Origin of the sequence: Bacteroides sp. AR29 (assembly GCF_900217715.1) — a bacterium.
In the GTDB taxonomy this organism is placed as follows: domain Bacteria; phylum Bacteroidota; class Bacteroidia; order Bacteroidales; family Bacteroidaceae; genus Bacteroides; species Bacteroides uniformis.
Map to the genome: position 1 here is coordinate 76,875 of NZ_OBMS01000013.1, position 17,264 is coordinate 94,138.

At 48.6% G+C, this 17,264-nt stretch carries 9 protein-coding genes; 5 read left to right on the top strand and 4 right to left on the bottom strand.

Annotation, left to right across the window (positions count from 1 at the left end; all coding sequences use genetic code 11):
• Window positions 1–116 precede the first annotated feature (116 nt).
• The 3 genes from CSD97_RS10290 to CSD97_RS10300 are packed head-to-tail and all read right to left on the bottom strand — an operon-like array spanning window position 117 to window position 6,385.
• A complete protein-coding gene (locus CSD97_RS10290) occupies window positions 117–1,778 on the bottom strand; it encodes a RagB/SusD family nutrient uptake outer membrane protein (protein WP_005835102.1) in 1,662 nt (553 codons plus the stop codon).
• Window positions 1,779–1,791: 13 nt separating this feature from the next.
• Window positions 1,792–4,842, bottom strand: coding sequence for a TonB-dependent receptor (locus CSD97_RS10295; RefSeq protein ID WP_005838296.1), 3,051 nt, complete (start codon window positions 4,840–4,842; stop codon window positions 1,792–1,794).
• Window positions 4,843–4,864: 22 nt separating this feature from the next.
• Window positions 4,865–6,385, bottom strand: coding sequence for a hypothetical protein (locus CSD97_RS10300; RefSeq protein WP_008665740.1), 1,521 nt, complete (start codon window positions 6,383–6,385; stop codon window positions 4,865–4,867).
• 203 nt (window positions 6,386–6,588) lie between these two features.
• On the opposite strand from CSD97_RS10300, the gene CSD97_RS10305 reads away from it, so the two are divergent.
• Entirely contained in the window at window positions 6,589–10,644 is a 4,056-nt protein-coding gene (locus CSD97_RS10305) for a hybrid sensor histidine kinase/response regulator transcription factor (RefSeq protein WP_098032360.1), read from the top strand.
• 40 nt (window positions 10,645–10,684) lie between these two features.
• Here the strand turns inward: CSD97_RS10305 and CSD97_RS10310 are convergent, their stop codons facing one another.
• Complete coding sequence (locus tag CSD97_RS10310; protein WP_098032361.1) at window positions 10,685–11,365, bottom strand: hypothetical protein; 681 nt, start codon at window positions 11,363–11,365, stop codon at window positions 10,685–10,687.
• A gap of 141 nt (window positions 11,366–11,506) precedes the next feature.
• Between CSD97_RS10310 and CSD97_RS10315 the strand changes: the two genes are divergently transcribed.
• From CSD97_RS10315 to CSD97_RS10330, 4 genes are all read left to right on the top strand, one after another.
• A complete protein-coding gene (locus tag CSD97_RS10315) occupies window positions 11,507–12,880 on the top strand; it encodes an MATE family efflux transporter (RefSeq protein WP_098032362.1) in 1,374 nt (457 codons plus the stop codon).
• Between the two features lie 263 nt (window positions 12,881–13,143).
• Window positions 13,144–15,666 carry a heavy metal translocating P-type ATPase gene (locus CSD97_RS10320; protein WP_005824234.1) on the top strand — a complete coding sequence of 841 codons (2,523 nt, stop codon included), beginning with the start codon at window positions 13,144–13,146 and terminating at the stop codon, window positions 15,664–15,666.
• An 88-nt stretch (window positions 15,667–15,754) separates the two neighbouring features.
• Window positions 15,755–16,693 carry a DMT family transporter gene (locus tag CSD97_RS10325; RefSeq protein WP_005824237.1) on the top strand — a complete coding sequence of 313 codons (939 nt, stop codon included), beginning with the start codon at window positions 15,755–15,757 and terminating at the stop codon, window positions 16,691–16,693.
• 22 nt (window positions 16,694–16,715) lie between these two features.
• Window positions 16,716–17,231, top strand: coding sequence for a nucleoside 2-deoxyribosyltransferase domain-containing protein (locus tag CSD97_RS10330; protein WP_005824239.1), 516 nt, complete (start codon window positions 16,716–16,718; stop codon window positions 17,229–17,231).
• Window positions 17,232–17,264 lie beyond the last annotated feature (33 nt).

Consider the following 17,264-nt stretch of genomic DNA (forward strand, 5'->3'; position numbering starts at 1 on the left):
TATTATTTTGGATTAAAAAACTGCCGCGGATAATCCATTGCAAACTATCCGCGACAGAATATAAAGACCTATTGAATAATCAGTTCCTGCAACAATCTGCTTTCATCAGAATGTGTTTAATTCCAACCCGGATTCTGGGTAATGGAACCGTTGGACATCGTGATTTCGTACAAAGGAATGGGGAACACCATGTCGCGGTTTTCATTGAAAGTGATGCCTTTGTCACTTGCTTCACCTTGATTTTCCCACTCAAGAGTGTCACGGGTAGCCTCTTCAGTGTTCCACTTCACAAAGGAACCGTTCGGTCCCAGGATATTGCTAATCATCTTTTTACCATTTGTATCAGTCCAGCGGCGGATATCATACAGACGGTTCTGCTCGAAAGCCAATTCCAAACGGCGCTCCAGGCGAATGGCACTTTGCAATGCCTTTCCACTTGCCGTAACGTCATCCAACTTGGCACGTCTGCGCACCTGATTGAGAGCATCGCGGGCAGAAGCGTCATCACCCAGTTCATTGCAAGCCTCAGCATACATTAAAAGGACATCGGCATAACGCAGAATGCGGTGATTCAAAGGACTCTTGTCCGTGGCGTAAGCCGTTGCATCGCCTTGTGCACGATATTTCATCGGCAGGAAATACTTGCGGATGATACGCGCAGACTTATGGTCAGCGGGATTGATAATATAGCAATTGGGGTCCCAACCATATTTATCAAGATATTCCTGATACTTATTCAACGCTTTGCTTGCGTCAATGAAATCTTCAAATTGGTCTTCGCCGGCAATTTCTGTACAGCCCGACTTGATTATTGTCCATTTCAAACGTTCCGTATCACCGGCCTCAATATAAGCTTGCTCCAAATTTGCCGTAGGCTGACACCAGCTCCAACCATCACCAGGACCATTACGGGCACCGGTTACCGTAGCAAGCGCCCCTCCTAAGCCCAAAGTGGGATGATATTCATACTGGATTTCCAGAAGGCTCTCCGCACTGTTGTCATAGTCGACATTCCATACCTGCCCGAAATCGGGAAGCAATTGGTATTCGCCTTCATCTATCACAGTCTTCAACACATCATGGGCAGCCTGCCATTTCTCCTGATAGAGGTACACTTTACCCAATAATCCTAAAGCGGCGCCACGGGTAGCATGCCCTACTTGCGCAGTACTGCGTTGCGGCAGTATTTCGGCAGCTGCCATCAGGTCATCCTCTATGAATTTGTACACGGCTTCTGCCGTAGCACGTTCTGTTCCCTCCACTTCTTCCGGCATTTGGAAACTGGTCATCAAGGGCACCCCGCCAAAATTTCTCACCAATTCGAAGTAATAGTAGCCACGCAGGAAACGGGCTTCTGCCACCAGACGGTCTCTGGTTTCTGTCTCTTGGGTTTCGAGAGCCGCAATGCGATCTATGGCTATGTTACAACGTAAAATACCTTTGTAACGGTACTGCCAAAAATTGGAGATAGGGCCATTGCTGGCACCGTTTCCCTGATAATGCGCCAATGAGATATAATCACTCTGAGACTGAGAGGTATTCCCCATCCAGGCATCATCTCCACACATTTCGGAAAGTAACCACACGGTGTTGATTTGCCACCATCCTCCATATGTCATGGCCTGATAACAGCTCGTGACTGCGGATTCACACTCTTCTATGGACTTATAATAAGTGTCCACGTTCAATTGCCCACGTACGTCTTCCGTCAGGAAGTCCTCGCAAGAGGTAAACACCAGCGAAGCAATCAGAACTACTATTGTAAATATTCGTTTCATGGATAATCAAGAATTAAAATTTGAAGTCAATGCCAAACAAGAATGTTCTCGGATTAGGATAAGCCACGTTGTCAATACCGGTATTGATGGCACTGCCAGAGCTGTCGGTAGTACCGTCAACCATCGGGCGTTCGGGGTCCATTCCCGAATAACCGGTAATGGTAAACGGATTCTGTGCAGAGAAGGAAAGACGCAAGTCAGCACCTCCAACCCATTTCTTAGGAAGCGTATAGCCTATCTGCAACAGCTTGCAACGCAAGTAGGAACCATCTTCCACATAGAAACTGGAAACGCGGCTATAGTTCAGGTTCAAGTCATTGCTCGACAAACGGGGAATATCATTGCCGGTACCCTCGCCATGCCATGCTTTCTCCAGTGTACCTGCCCAGACATTCTGTCCACCTGAACCGGAGTACCTTCCTTTGGTAACATTGTAAATATCATTACCGAACGTACCATAGAAATTGGCTGCAAAATCAATGTTCTTATAACGCATACCAATATTCAGACCCATCATTAAATCAGGATAAGGATTGCCGATATAATCTTTGTCATTGGCATCGAGCACTCCGTTATGGTCCCGGTCCTTGAAGCGGATGTCTCCCGGTTTTGCATTGGGCTGAATCAGTGTTCCGTGTTCGTCAGTGTGCGCATACACCTCTTCCCAATTCTGGAACAAGCCATCGGCCACGTAACCGTAGAAACGGGAGATAAAACCACCATCTTCGTTACGGATAATCTGGTCGCTATTGAATCCACCGACATTGATAGGACCGTCGCCCGAGAACTTGATGGCCTTGTTGCGTACGGCAGAAAGGTTCAGACCAAGATCGTAAGAGAAATCCTTGCCGATTTCATCGCGCCAGGTAAGTCCCACTTCCCAACCGCGGGCCTGCATACTACCGATGTTCATCCAAATCTGGCTGTTCCAGTTATCATATCCCAAAGAGAGGATGTTCTGTTTCTGGTAGAGCATGTCAATGGACTTTTTCTGGAAATATTCGAATGTTACACCCAAACGTGAATCAAGGAATGACATATCCACGCCTACGTTCCAATCTTCCACAGTCTCCCACTTCAACTGGTTGTTACCTACTGTAGACACGAAGTAACCATTTGCCAACGTATTGCCATAATAGTATTGGGTTTCGCTCAACAAAGTAAGGGTAGCATTATTGTTGATATTCTGATTACCTACACGGCCCCAGCCTCCACGAAGCTTCAGGTCACTGAAGATGTCCTGGTCCTGCATAAATGCCTCACTGATGACACGCCAGGAAGCGGAAACAGACGGGAAGAGGGCATACTTGCTGCCCTTCGGGAAACGGGAGGAACCGTCGGCACGGAGAGATGCCGAAATGTAGTAACGGTTATCGTAGTTGTACATGACACGGCCCAGGAAAGAAACCAGTGTATTGTAAGTGGTTTCACCGTTGGCCTCGTCCGTACCCTGCTGTCCGGCATTCACTTCCTGCATCTGGTCCAGATTATTGGGAACATTATCACGCCGTGCCTGAGTATTGTACCATGCAAAACGTTCGGCAGTAAAGCCAGCCATTACATTCAAGTTGTGCTTTTCAGCGAAAGTGTCCATGTAAGTGGCTGTATTCGTCCAGTTCCAGTCAAACCACTCCTGATTGCGGCGGGTGATTTCGTTCAAGTCTTGTTTCTCCAACGGATCCATATTGAACTTCGGAACGAATGAATCAGAACGGCGATAGTGTGCATTGGCACCGAACTGGGTGCGCAACGTCAGCTTTTCTATCGGGTTTACCTGCAGATAGGTATTCAGAATGGCACCCAACTCGCGAGAATGAGCATTGCTACGGGCAATTGAACCGGCGGGATTCCACTCCTGGTTGTTGTAAGAGCGTTGATAGTTGTTGTACTCATTATCCTCCCATTGGTCCTGCGGACGGAATACCGGAGTTGTCGGGTCCATAGCCATGGCTGCCGAGAACTGGTTTGGGGTATCATCCCATGATTCGACACGTGGAGCAATATCAACTCCCAATTTTACATACTTATTAAATGTATATTCAGTATTCAGACGGATATTTATCTTATCCCAATAACCTACATCAAACTGTGAGTTGTTACGATAATAGCCCACGCTAAAGTTATAAACAAACTGTTCTGAGCCACCGGCAACACTAAGTGAATGGTTCTGCACCAAAGCTGTTTTATTGACTACAGTATCCCACCAGTCTGTACCACCGGGATTGGTCGTAGCACCCGTATCGTTCCAGATAGAAGAAAGGCCATCATTCGTATAACGGGTATTGAACACTTCTTTATATTCAGCCGCACCGGCAATATTAGGTTTGGCCACGGTCTGGAAACCAACAGAAGAATTCCAATTGATGCGGGCTTTACCAGTCTTACCTTTCTTTGTAGTAATCAGGATGACACCGTTTGATGCACGTGTACCATAGATAGCGGCAGCCGAAGCATCTTTCAATACTTCCATGGAAGCAATATCGTTACTATTCAGAAAGTTGATATTGTCACCTACCGGCATACCATCCACTACATACAACGGATTCGTACCGTTTACGGTAGTTACACCACGAATCAGCACCTTCGGAGTAGCTCCAGGGCCACCACCACTGGTGACTTGTACACCATTTACCTTACCCTGCAAAGCATCCATAGCATTACCGGTCACGGTTTCAGTGATTTCATCGCCTTTTACTGTAGCAATAGAACTGGTCAAATCGCTCTTTTTCACAGCACCATAACCGATAACCACCACTTCATCCAGTAATTCCGCAGCCTCCTTCAGTACCACGTTAATCGTAGTACGTCCACCTACAGCTATTTCCTGAGACTCAAAACCAATAGAAGAGAATACCAACACTGCATTTTTGTCTACATTGGGTAATGTATAATCACCGTCGATACCGGTAATTGTACCCGTACCGGTACCTTTCACTTGAACTGTAGTTCCAATCAACGGCTGCTGGTCGGTGGCCGAAGTCACCACACCCTTAACCGTTATCTGCTGCGCATAACCGCAAAGGCTTATCAGCGCAAGACATAATAATAGAATTTGCTTTTTCATATCTTAAATCTAATGTTACTTTTTAATTAGCAGGCACAATCTTGCCGCGACCCAAATGCGCGTCAAACTCAAAGCGGTAGTTGCCGGTCACCGTAACCGTAGGCTTCATCCAGTTGTCACCTACCATCGAGCCGTCTTCCCAACGCTGATTGGTGCCTTCCCAATTAGGATTCACATCCCCTTTCTTACTGAAGTAACCAAACTTCTCTACATTCTGAGAGTCGTCACACCGCCATTCCACATGATCCCACCATCCGTCGGGATGATAATTGGATATGATGAAGTTCATTTCTTCACCGGCTTCCAGCGTCCAAGTTCCATTTTCCGGATAATAGAAAAGATGAGGATTATTTTTATCCTGGGCAAACAACTGATTTCCCGCATCCTGAGGAGAACCTCCCCAACCGATATAGAAATCAATGAACGATTCCCCATTCTCCCAACGGTCAAAACAAGGCTTTCCATATTCATATTTCATCGGATTTGTAGCCTCTGTCACCGAGTACGTGCGCATACTATAAGTAGACTCTTTCACATTGATGTCTATTTCATAATAAACACCAGCCTCATCCAAGACAATAGGTTTAGCCGTTTCCGGGTCATCCGTCAGTTTTGTATTATCCTCCGGATCAAGGCCAAAACAGATAGGAGTAAAGTCTGTCTTTTGCGGTAAGAAGAAAATTTCCGTACCGGCAGCTTTATTATAATAACGTGCACGATATTGGTACTCGCCCGTATGGTTAATCACCATCGGTACACCGAAAATATCACTGTTCAATTCCTCTACGGTTGCCACATCGGCCAGATACATTTTGGGGAAGTCAGGCATTTCAGATACACTGATGGTACTATTGGTCACTGTCTGATTGCCTCTGGCATCCACAGCCGTCAAAGTCACATCGTAACTTTTCACCTCATTAGGCAGAATAATCTTCTCCGTAAAGCTCAAAGTAGATTGCCCGCCAGCCTCTATACGGCGGCTTTCAAAACCTTCTACCCCAGGAATCTCAATGAGTACATAATCCAGTATGCGGTCATCTTTCACCGTGAAATTCAGGTTGAACTTTGTTTCATCCTTTATCAGTACGGTAACCTCCTTACCAGGGGCAATTGTAAATGTAGGATTCTCAAAGTCCCCATCCATCGTTATCAACACATCCTGCGACACTTCACGCCCGCCCGCATCTGTTACGGTCACTTTCACGGTGAAGCGTTCACCGATTTCATCACGCTTGAGGTCATAAGAATAGCTCAACTCATACTCCGTTTGGGGAGCTCCATAGATTTCGACCAAATCAATGGTCTTGTTCAGATAAAGATCGGCACATTGCAGATTGACGGATACAATTCCATCCTGGTCAGCCAACGAACCCTCAATGGTAAAACGATGGCCGGCACCGGATTCAATATGATCCGTCACCAATGTCATTGTCGGAATCTGCCCGTCTACATCAGAGTATCCGTCATCGTCACTACATCCAGTAGTCCATAAAGCCAGCGATAACAACGCCCAGAAAGTGGCGTTAAAGAAATGCTTCTTCATAAATATTATTATTAAAGTTAAACAAAAAAGTACATTTTGTTCCGATTTATAATAATCGGCAATGCAAACATATGCCAATTTTCGATTCAACAGCTGTATAAATCTTGCAGAGAAGGCATATAAATCTGTCAATGCACGATTTGTGCACATCATCTAAAGATTTTATTTGTACTTTTGACTCATGCAATGAAAAACGACCCGTTATGAAGAAGATTCTACTTTCCATTTTCCTATGCCTGCCATTCCTGCTATCCGCGCAGCCATATACCATAAAACATCTGAGTATCCGTGAAGGGCTGTCCAACAACCATGTGGTAAGCATAGCCCAAGACAAACGGGGCTCTCTATGGTTTGCCACAGAAGAGGGTTTAAATAAATTCGACGGAATACGCTTCCTTACCTATTATAAAGAAGAAACAACCGGCAAGCAAAGCATCACCGGCAACGAACTGAACTGTCTGCTGGACGATCCCGTCGACTCCATCTTATGGATAGGAACCCAGCGTGCCGGAATCAATGCATACAATTATGCCAACGATTCATTCATCACTTACAGACACAACGAAAACAACCCTGAAAGCCTGGTTACGGACGACATTACCAAAATCATTGCCGCCTCCGACGGTAACCTATGGATTTGCACCTATTGGAAAGGCGTGGACTATTTTGACAAGCAAACCGGGCAATTCACCCATTACAATACCGAAACCGTACCGGGTTTTGCAAGCAACCATATCTGGTCTGCCATAGACGGCGGTAACGGACTACTCTATATCGGGCATGTGGACCGGGGATTCAGTATACTTTCCATAAAAGACAAGACAGTCAAGAACTTCACACACGAGCCGCAAACCCCCAACAGCCTGCCCGGCAACGAAGTGACATGTGTCTACAAAGACAAAAGCGGAAACATATGGATAGGAACCGATAGAGGAGTGGTACTGTTTAACCCGGAAGCGGAAAGTTTCATCCCCTTCGACGACAAAACCAACTGCATATCGTACCGTGTATATGATATACGTCAACTGGATGACAACAGACTTTGGATAGCCATGGAATTCGGCGGCATTGCCGTAGTGGATTTGTCCCAACAGCTTTTCCGTTCGTCGGACCAGATTCATGCGCTTTCTATCCGGGAGGGAGACGATGAATACGGCTTGTCCAACTCCAGTATCCGTTGCCTGCTCCAAGATTCCTTCGGTAATGTATGGGCAGGTTCCTGGGGAGGCGGCATCAACTTCATAAAACGCGAGCCGTCACTCTTCAGCACTTATAAATATTTTCCTTTTCCATCCACCAACAACAGCCTGAACAGTAAAATAGCCTCCGGTGTCTGTATGGACAAAGCCGGTAACCTCTGGATAGGAACCGATGGAGGAGGAATCAACGTATTCAACAAGGGAAGACGAATAGCCATATACAATGCTGACAACAAGAAATTCAGAAGCAATACGGTGCAGGCAGCCTTGTGCGACTCGAAGGGAGGATTATGGTTCGGACTTTTTTATGGAGGAATAGCCTACTACAATCCCAAGAGCCAAAGCTTCCGGCAGATTTTCTCCGAAGACAAGTCACGCACTGACGTACGTTCCTTTCATGAAGACAAGCAGGGAAACATTTGGGTCGGAACCAGCGAAGGCGTCTATCTTATAGATTGTGACAGCAAGACAATCAAGGCACACTACAATCTGGAGAACAATCTGGCCCGCTGTGTGCTGAAGGATTCCGAAGACCAAATATGGGTAGGATTCTTCGGAGGAGGCCTGGGCCTCTATGACCCTCAACTCCAAAGCATCCAGCTCTTCAACGTCCTGGCCAAATTCCCCTCCAATACCATCAATGCTCTCTACGAAGACAGCAGAAAGCGGTTGTGGGTGGCCACGGGTGAAGGTTTGGTATGCTTCCCCTCCCTGACAGACAGAAACTACAAAGTATACCAACGTGAAAGCGGACTGGCTAACACCCACATACAAGCCATCGGTGAGGACAAGGCAGGAAATATTTGGGTGAGCACCAACAAAGGTATCAGCTGTCTTGTGGACAGTAAAGACATTTTCTATAACTACGACTATCACGACAACCTCCCCATGGGAAGCTTCAGTCGGGGCAGTGTAACCTACGGACAAGACGGCAACTTTTACTTCGGCTCTATAAACGGTCTGTGCTACTTCAACCCGGAAGTTGTATTGCAGGAACGCAAATCACCGCCCGCATTCATCACCAACATTGAAATTACCGACCCGCTGAACAAACCGGAAAACGGACAGAGCACCATTGCCTTAAACGGACAGAAGAACGTGCAACTGAAATATACACAGAATAGTTTCAGTATCCGGTTCAACATCCAGAACTATGCCCTGGTCAACCAAGTGGAATATGCCTATATGCTGAAAGGACTCGAGAACTCCTGGTATACGCTTACAGACCCCAATAATGTCACCTTTCGTAATCTTCCTCCCGGGAAATACCAGTTCCAAGTGAAAACGCGCATGCGCAACCAAGCATGGTCGGACGCAACCACCTCATTGAACATCCGCATCGCCCCACCCCTTTGGCTTACTTGGTGGGCAAAGTCATTCTATATCCTGCTGTCCCTTATCATCCTTTTCTCTATACTCTATGCCTACAAGAAAAGACTGGATGCTGAAGCACTGTACCAACTGGAGAAGCAGAGCCACGAACACGAGCAGGAACTGAACAACGAACGCCTGCGCTTCTACACCAACATCACCCATGAACTGCGCACCCCGCTTACGCTGATACTGGGTCCGCTGGAAGACATACAGAAAAGTGATACACTATCCACCAAAGACGCACAGAAGATATCCGTCATTCACCAAAGTGCCATCCGGCTACTGAACCTCATCAACCAGATATTGGAGTTCAGAAAGACCGAGACCCAGAACAAGAAACTCTGCGTGAGCCGGGACAACCTCGTACCCCTTATCCGCGAGATAGGCCTGAAGTACAAGGAACTGAACCGGAAGCCAGCCGTCGATATCCGGCTGGTGGTGGAGAAAGAGCATATGCCTATATACTTCGACAAGGAAATTATCCAGACCATCCTGGACAATCTGATATCCAATGCCCTAAAGTACACGGAAAAGGGTAGCATCAGCATCGGTATCCGACAGGTGGAACGTGCCGAAGTGAACTATACGGAAATCCGGGTCAGCGACACGGGATACGGTATCAAGCCGGAGGCACTACCCCACATATTCGACCGTTATTACCAGGAAGGCGGCAAACACCAGGCTTCGGGTACCGGTATCGGACTTTCTCTGGTGAAAAACCTCGTAGCCCTACACGAAGGGGAAATCCGCGTAGAGAGTGCTCCCAATCAAGGTAGTACCTTCTACGTCAGCCTGCTTACCGACAACAGTTACCCGCAGGCACTGCATGCCGATTCGCAGGAAAAGGAAAGCAACGTCCAGCATATAGAAGAGGCACAAGTAAATCAAGTTTCATCCAGCGACAAACCCATATTGCTGGTAGTGGAAGACAATCCGGACATCTGCGACTATATAGCCGAATCCTTCTCCGACCACTTTGAAGTAAAGACTGCCGCCAACGGAAAGCTGGGCAAGGAAAGCGCCCTGAAAGAAATACCTGACATCATCGTCAGTGACATTATGATGCCGGTAATGGACGGAAACGAGATGTGCCGTGAGCTGAAAAAAGACGTGCGCACCAGCCACATACCCATTATACTGCTGACAGCCAAAGACTCGCTGCGCGACAAAGAGGAAGGCTACCAGGTAGGTGCCGACTCCTACCTCACCAAACCGTTCAGCGCCAGCCTGCTGCATAGCCGTATAGAAAACCTGCTCCAGTCGCGGCGCAACCTGGCAAACCATTTCAGCGCCAATGCCGCCATAAGCAATAAAGCGGCTGTCATTACAGAATCGCTCAACAAGCTGGACAACGAGTTTATCCACAAGATAAACCAGCTGATAGAGGAACGGCTTTCTTCAGACAAAATAGACATCAGCTATCTTTCGGATAAAATGTGCATGAGCAATTCCACCCTCTACCGCAAGATGAAAGCGCTTACCGGACTTTCCACCAACGAATATGTCCGCAAGATAAGGATGAAACACGCCGAGCAATACCTGCTGGAAGGCAAATACAACATTTCGGAAATAGCATTCAAGGTAGGTATAAACAATCTGTTCTACTTCCGGCAATGCTTCAAGGAAGAATTCGGCTGCATACCTTCGGAATATCTGAAGAGATTAAAAGAGACCGGAGAGAAATAAGAGACAAACAGCCCCTTCCTATTAGTCGGAATGCGGACAGCTATTTCAGCTCCAGCTCCATCTTCTTTATCTTTTCCAGCGTATTGCCTGCTTCCATGGAGGGGAATACCTGAAGCACGCGTTGCAGGTATGCCTTAGCCTTGCCGTAGCTATTGGTGAACACGTCTGACAATCCGTTGCGATAGCGTGCATACTGCATCCTTGTGGGGGAAGTTATCTTTTTATAGTCTTCTTCGAGCTTCTTCTTATCCTTCTCGGCCTGGAGATAATAATAATTCCCCAAGAAGATATTGGCTTGGAGATTGTCGGCATCCAGCATCAATACCTTTTCATAGGTTTTCAAGGCATCTTTCTCCTTTCCCCGCATCATCTCCATTTCGGCACAAGAGACAAGTGCAGGTACGTCTTCGGGATGACGCTGCAAGAACTCCTTATAGAAGAGGTAGGCTTTATCGTAATTTCTTGCTTCCTTGTAGTGCACAGCCAATACGTCTGCCAAGCGGGGAGCCACCTCACTGCTCTTGTCCACATTGGCCCAATAGAACATTTCCGTCCTATCCTCACCGGCATTTGCCGCCTGGCGAAACAAACTCACCGCATAGTCATCTTTACCCTCGGAAAGTGCATCGGACACTTTCGAAAGCAACTCATTTGCCGACTGTCCCCAGACAGACAGCGGACACATCAAGAACAAGGAGAAAAGCAACGTTAAGGTTTTCATTTTTAGTGTATATATAGTTTAACAGCCCAATCAGTCTCATAGAAATCTACCTACAAAACTACGCATTTTTACGGCAACCATCAATAGTTGAAAGTAGAAAAATAGTTAACTTTGCCGACCTTAATGAATTAAATAATATAAATGAAGCCCAGAGACAGACAAATACTGCAAATAGCCTTGCCTTCCATTGTATCGAACATCACCGTGCCGCTGCTCGGCTTGATTGATGTAGCCATCGTCGGCCATCTGGGTTCGCCCGCCTACATAGGCGCTATTGCCGTGGGTGGCATGCTGTTCAACATCATCTACTGGATATTCGGCTTTCTGCGGATGGGTACCAGCGGAATGACCTCGCAAGCATTCGGTAAGCGGGATTTGCCGGAGGTGGTCCGCCTACTGTTGCGTTCCGTGGGCATAGGCCTGGCAGTCGCATTCTGTCTCATCCTGCTGCAAACGCCTATCAGGCAGGGAGCCTTCCTTCTCATCCATCCCACGGACGAAGTCAGAGAAATGGCAACGCTCTATTTCCATATCTGCATCTGGGGTGCACCTGCCATGCTGGGGCTATACGGACTGACGGGATGGTTCATCGGCATGCAGAATTCGCGTATCCCCATGTATATAGCCATCACACAGAATGTGGTCAATATCATTGCCAGCCTCGGACTGGTTTATCTGTGTGGGATGAAAGTAGAAGGAGTAGCTTTGGGGACGTTGATTGCCCAGTATGCTGGCTTCCTGATGGGCATTGTCCTTTGGATGCACAACTACGGCAGGCTGAAAAGATTCTGGGAAATTAAAAATTATAAATTAAAAATTAAAGGGGGAGAAGGGGCAGGTATCTGGGAGAAAGGGGCGATGTTCCGGTTCTTCCAAGTGAATAGGGATATTTTTCTGCGTACTCTTTGCCTGGTGGCAGTCACGTTGTTCTTCACTTCGGCGGGAGCTTCGCAGGGAGAGATTATTCTGGCGGTCAACACGCTGCTGATGCAGCTCTTCACCTTATTCTCGTATGTAATGGACGGCTTTGCCTACGCTGGCGAAGCCTTAAGCGGCAGATACATAGGCGCACGCAACCGGGAAGCCTTTACAGACACCGTCCGGCACCTCTTCGGATGGGGAGCGGTGATAGCGGTTCTCTTTACATTGGTTTATGCGCTGGGAGGCAATGCCTTCCTCGGACTATTGACGGATGACAAAGAAGTGATAGCTGTTGCCGACACCTATTTTTATTGGGCGCTTGCCGTGCCCGCCGTCGGGATAGCCGCCTTCATCTGGGACGGCATCTTCATCGGCGCCACCGCCACGCGAGGAATGCTCCTCTCCATGGCAGCGGCAGCTGTCAGCTTTTTTATCTTATATTATGGGCTGCATCCCGTCCTGGCAAACCATGCCCTATGGCTTGCTTTCCTCACTTACCTGCTGATGCGGGGAGTGGTGCAGACAGGCTTGAGCCGGGAAGTCATCCGACGGGCATTTCCCAGCAAGAAGGAACCTGCTTGGCGTGAGGGGTAGGCTATGAACAATTTCAAGGGAAAAAGCATTATCTTTGTATCGCTATGACTGATATAAAATATGGATTCCACCCTCCAGAACAAGGCGTCAGGTAGCCAGTATACGGTGCCAAACAAGTTTCAACTTTTGGCACCATCGGTTTCAATGCGAGAAACCGACGGTTTCAAGTAGTGAAACCAACGGTATCTCGGAATGAGACTGACGGTATTTGCATTTGGAACCAAGTCACTCATAGCAAGAGTAATGACTTATACAAAATTGTTATGGCAGAAAAGAATATAGTTCAAGAGACATTTCCCGTATTGGGAATGAGTTGCGCCTCATGCTCCGCACGGGTAGAAAAGACGCTGAACCATCAGTCAGGTGTCAAGAAAGCGGTCGTAAACTACGCTTCGGCAACGGCAACCGTGGAATATGACCCTACGAGCTGTTCTTCCGAGACTTTGCAGCAGGCTGTGCAGGCGGCCGGATATGACTTGTTGATAAACCAGGACGGCAACACGCTCGAAGAGGCGGAAGAGGCCCACAACAAGAAATTCAGCGCATTGAAATTCCGCACAACCTGGGCCATCATCTTGTCTATGCCCGTTGTCATCATAGGCATGTTCTTCATGGATATGCCCCATGCCAATCCCATCATGTGGGCGTTGTCCACTCCCGTCGTATTCTGGCTGGGGCGGGGATTCTTCACCAGCGCCTGGAAACAATTGCAGCATGGCAGCGCCAATATGGACACACTGGTAGCCATCAGTACGGGGACCGCCTATCTGTTCAGCCTGTTCAACATGCTATTTCCTGACTTCTGGCTATCCAGAGGCATCCATCCGCATGTATATTTTGAGGCGGCAAGTGTCATCATAGCCTTTATCCTGCTGGGCCGCCTGCTGGAAGAAAAAGCGAAAGGAAACACCTCAACCGCCATCAAGAAACTGATGGGGCTCCAACCCAAGACTGTGACCATCATTGTGGATGAAGGACACGCTGTCCCTCACTCTTCCTTTGAGCGCGTTATCCCTATCGAGCAGATTCGCCCCGGAGACATCGTCCTGGTGAAGCCCGGAGAACGGATTGCCGTGGATGGCATCGTGACGGAAGGTAGCTCCTACGTAGACGAAAGTATGCTGAGCGGCGAACCGGTAGCAGTATCCAAGCACAAAGACGCCAAGGTCTTTGCAGGTACCATCAATCAGAAGGGAAGTTTCCGCTTCCGGGCAGAGAAAATCGGCACGGATACACTGCTGGCGAAGATTATACACATGGTGCAGGACGCGCAAGGAAGCAAGGCACCGGTGCAGCAGCTGGTGGACAAGATAGCCGGGATATTCGTGCCTACCATTATAGGCATCGCAGTGCTTGCCTTCATCGCATGGATGCTACTGGACGGAACCGGCGGATTCACCCACGGATTGCTGGCATTTGTCACGGTGGTCATCATCGCCTGCCCGTGTGCACTGGGACTGGCTACTCCTACCGCCATCATGGTAGGCATCGGCAAGGGCGCCGAAAGGGGCATTCTGATAAAAGATGCCGAAAGCCTGGAGATTGCCAAGAAGATAGACACCGTGGTACTCGACAAGACCGGAACGGTGACTGAAGGAAAACCGGTAGTCAGCAAGCTGATATGGAATACGCAGGCAATGACGCCCGGTACTGGCGCCACTGCAGGCAATGCGCTGTCGGACATTTTCTATAGTCTGGAGAAGCTCTCGGAACATCCGTTGGCAGAAGCCGTGGTGAACCACCTCAAGGAGTCGGCCTCCATAGACATTCAAGACTTTGAAAGCATCACCGGAAAAGGCGTGAAAGGACGGGCACAAGGCCGGACCTACCTCGCCGGGAACCGGAAACTGCTGGAAGAAAACCATATCGCCATCCCCCCCTCCCTGCAGGAAGAGGCAACCCGACTGACATCGGAAGCACAGACCGTCATCTGGTTTGCCGATGAAGAAAACGTGCTGGCAATAGCCGGAATTACAGACCGGATAAAGGAAACTTCCATCCGTGCCGTCAGCGAGCTGCACGCCGCCGGCATCGAAGTCCACATGCTGACCGGAGACAATGAGGCCACCGCCCGTGAGATTGCCCGCAAAGCAGGCATCGCCCACTACCAGGCCAGTGTATTGCCGCAGGACAAGGCTGCCTTCGTCAGCCGGTTGCAGGCAGAAGGCCGGAAGGTTGCCATGGTGGGCGACGGCATCAACGACAGCGCCGCCCTTGCCCAAGCCGACTTAAGCATCGCCATGGGTGGAGGCAGCGACATCGCCATGGATGTAGCCAAAATGACCATCATCTCTTCCGACCTGACCAAGATACCGGAAGCTCTCTGTCTGTCGCGTCTCACCGTCCGGACCATCCGGCAGAATCTCTTCTGGGCATTTATATATAATATAATAGGTGTACCCATTGCGGCCGGAATACTCTATCCCATCAACGGCTTCCTGCTGAATCCGATGATAGCCGGTGCGGCCATGGCATTCAGCAGTGTCAGTGTGGTGAGCAACAGCCTGCTGCTGAAACGGAAAAGAATACATGAAGGAGAAGAAAACAAAGAAGTTGAACCGCCAACAGAAACAATCATGAAGAAAGAATTCAAAGTAGAAGGCATGATGTGCAACCATTGCCGCATGCATGTAGAGAAAGCATTGAACAGTATGGAAGGCATACACGCCACCGTAACCCTGAACCCTCCGGTAGCCACCGTAGAGTTTTCGGACGGTGAAAAGACGCTCGAAGAACTGCAGAAAGTAGTGACGAAAGAAGCCGGCGACTACACACTGAAGGCATAAGTGTAGAATTCATACGGTTTTCATACAGAAAAGAAGGAGGAAATCAAAGTAAATATCTACCTTTGCGCGCTAATTTACAGATAAAGATATGAACGCAAAAGCCAAAGGATATATTTTAGGTTCCATCGCCGCAGCCTCCTACGGCATGAATCCACTGTTTGCCCTCCCGTTGTACAAGGCCGGCATGGACCCGGACTCGGTACTTTTTTTCAGATACCTCTTCGCCATCCCGTTGCTGGGCATTATGATAAAGGCGAGAGGGCGGTCATTCAAGATACAGCGGAAAGAAACATTTCCGCTCATCATCATGGGATTGCTCGTGGCCCTCTCCTCACTGACGCTTTTCCTGAGCTATAACTACATGGCCGCCGGCATAGCGTCTACACTGCTGTTCGTCTATCCCATCATGGTGGCGCTTATTATGGCCATGGTTTTCAAAGAGAAGCTGGCACTGCAAACCATCGTCTGCATGCTGCTTGCACTGGGAGGTATCGGACTGCTCTACAAGAGCGAGGACGGCAGCACACTGAGCCTGATAGGGACACTGCTGGTTTTCGCGTCTTCCCTTTCCTATGCCATATACATCGTGGGCATCAACCAGACATCGTTGAAAAATGTGGCTACGCTTAAAGTCACCTTCTATGTCCTTCTCTTCGGCCTATCGCTTTTTGTGGCACGCCTGCTCTATTCCGGCGTACTGAACACACCGGACCAGTGGTATCTGTGGGCCAATCTGCTTGCACTGGCTGTCTTCCCCACCGCCATATCCTTCCTCTGCACTACCGGTGCCATCCAATATATCGGCTCCACCCCGACCGCCATTCTCGGCGCATTGGAGCCCGTGACAGCCATCTTCTTCGGAATAGCCGTCTTTGGAGAAAGCCTGACAGTCAGAGAAAGCTTCGGACTGGTGATGATTATCGTAGCCGTAACGTTCGTCATCGCAGGAGGCAATATTACAAGCCAACTGGTCCGTTTCAGGAAACTGTTCCCAAGACTCCCGATAAGAAGCAAGAAAAGAAACTAATCCTATAAAACCATCACCAACCATGAAGAAAAGTCTCTACCTGCTTTTACTGCTGTTGTTTCCTATCGGGCTGCAGGCTCAGTCCGAGGTTATAGTACTCCACCCGGATGAAGGCAAAGCCGAAGTGAACGAAGCCGAATACACCAGAATTTTCCTGGCAGGCACCATCGACATGGGCAAAAGCATAGACTGGCAAAAGGCAACCTGCGACTGGTTCCGCGCACGCCCCCAAGGTAAATACATCCTATACAATCCCCGAAGGGACAAGGGACTCAGCGGCGAAATGTCCGACTTTGAACATCAAGTGAACTGGGAACTGGAACATCTGGAAAAAGCCGACCTGATAATCATGAATATCCTGGCAAGCAGCAAGTCCCCCATCACCCTGCTGGAGATGGGACTGCACATGCGTTCGGGCAAACTGCACGTTATCTGTGAACCCGGTTTCTACCGCTACGACAATGTGCGGATTACTTGCAACCGCTATGGCGTTCCGTTATATCACAGCATGGACGAGTTCCTAAAGACTGTGCGTTAGGCAACTATCCTACCACATTCTGCTGCACTTTTC

Bases quoted from the DNA above. Each gene is read 5' to 3' on its own strand.
- CSD97_RS10300 (WP_008665740.1), bottom strand. From the start codon at position 6,385: ATGAAGAAGCATTTCTTTAACGCCACTTTCTGGGCGTTGTTATCGCTG.
- CSD97_RS10295 (WP_005838296.1), bottom strand. From the start codon at position 4,842: ATGAAAAAGCAAATTCTATTATTATGTCTTGCGCTGATAAGCCTTTGC.
- CSD97_RS10290 (WP_005835102.1), bottom strand. From the start codon at position 1,778: ATGAAACGAATATTTACAATAGTAGTTCTGATTGCTTCGCTGGTGTTT.
- CSD97_RS10320 (WP_005824234.1), top strand. From the start codon at position 13,144: ATGGCAGAAAAGAATATAGTTCAAGAGACATTTCCCGTATTGGGAATG.
- CSD97_RS10310 (WP_098032361.1), bottom strand. From the start codon at position 11,365: ATGAAAACCTTAACGTTGCTTTTCTCCTTGTTCTTGATGTGTCCGCTG.
- CSD97_RS10305 (WP_098032360.1), top strand. From the start codon at position 6,589: ATGAAGAAGATTCTACTTTCCATTTTCCTATGCCTGCCATTCCTGCTA.
- CSD97_RS10315 (WP_098032362.1), top strand. From the start codon at position 11,507: ATGAAGCCCAGAGACAGACAAATACTGCAAATAGCCTTGCCTTCCATT.
- CSD97_RS10330 (WP_005824239.1), top strand. From the start codon at position 16,716: ATGAAGAAAAGTCTCTACCTGCTTTTACTGCTGTTGTTTCCTATCGGG.
- CSD97_RS10325 (WP_005824237.1), top strand. From the start codon at position 15,755: ATGAACGCAAAAGCCAAAGGATATATTTTAGGTTCCATCGCCGCAGCC.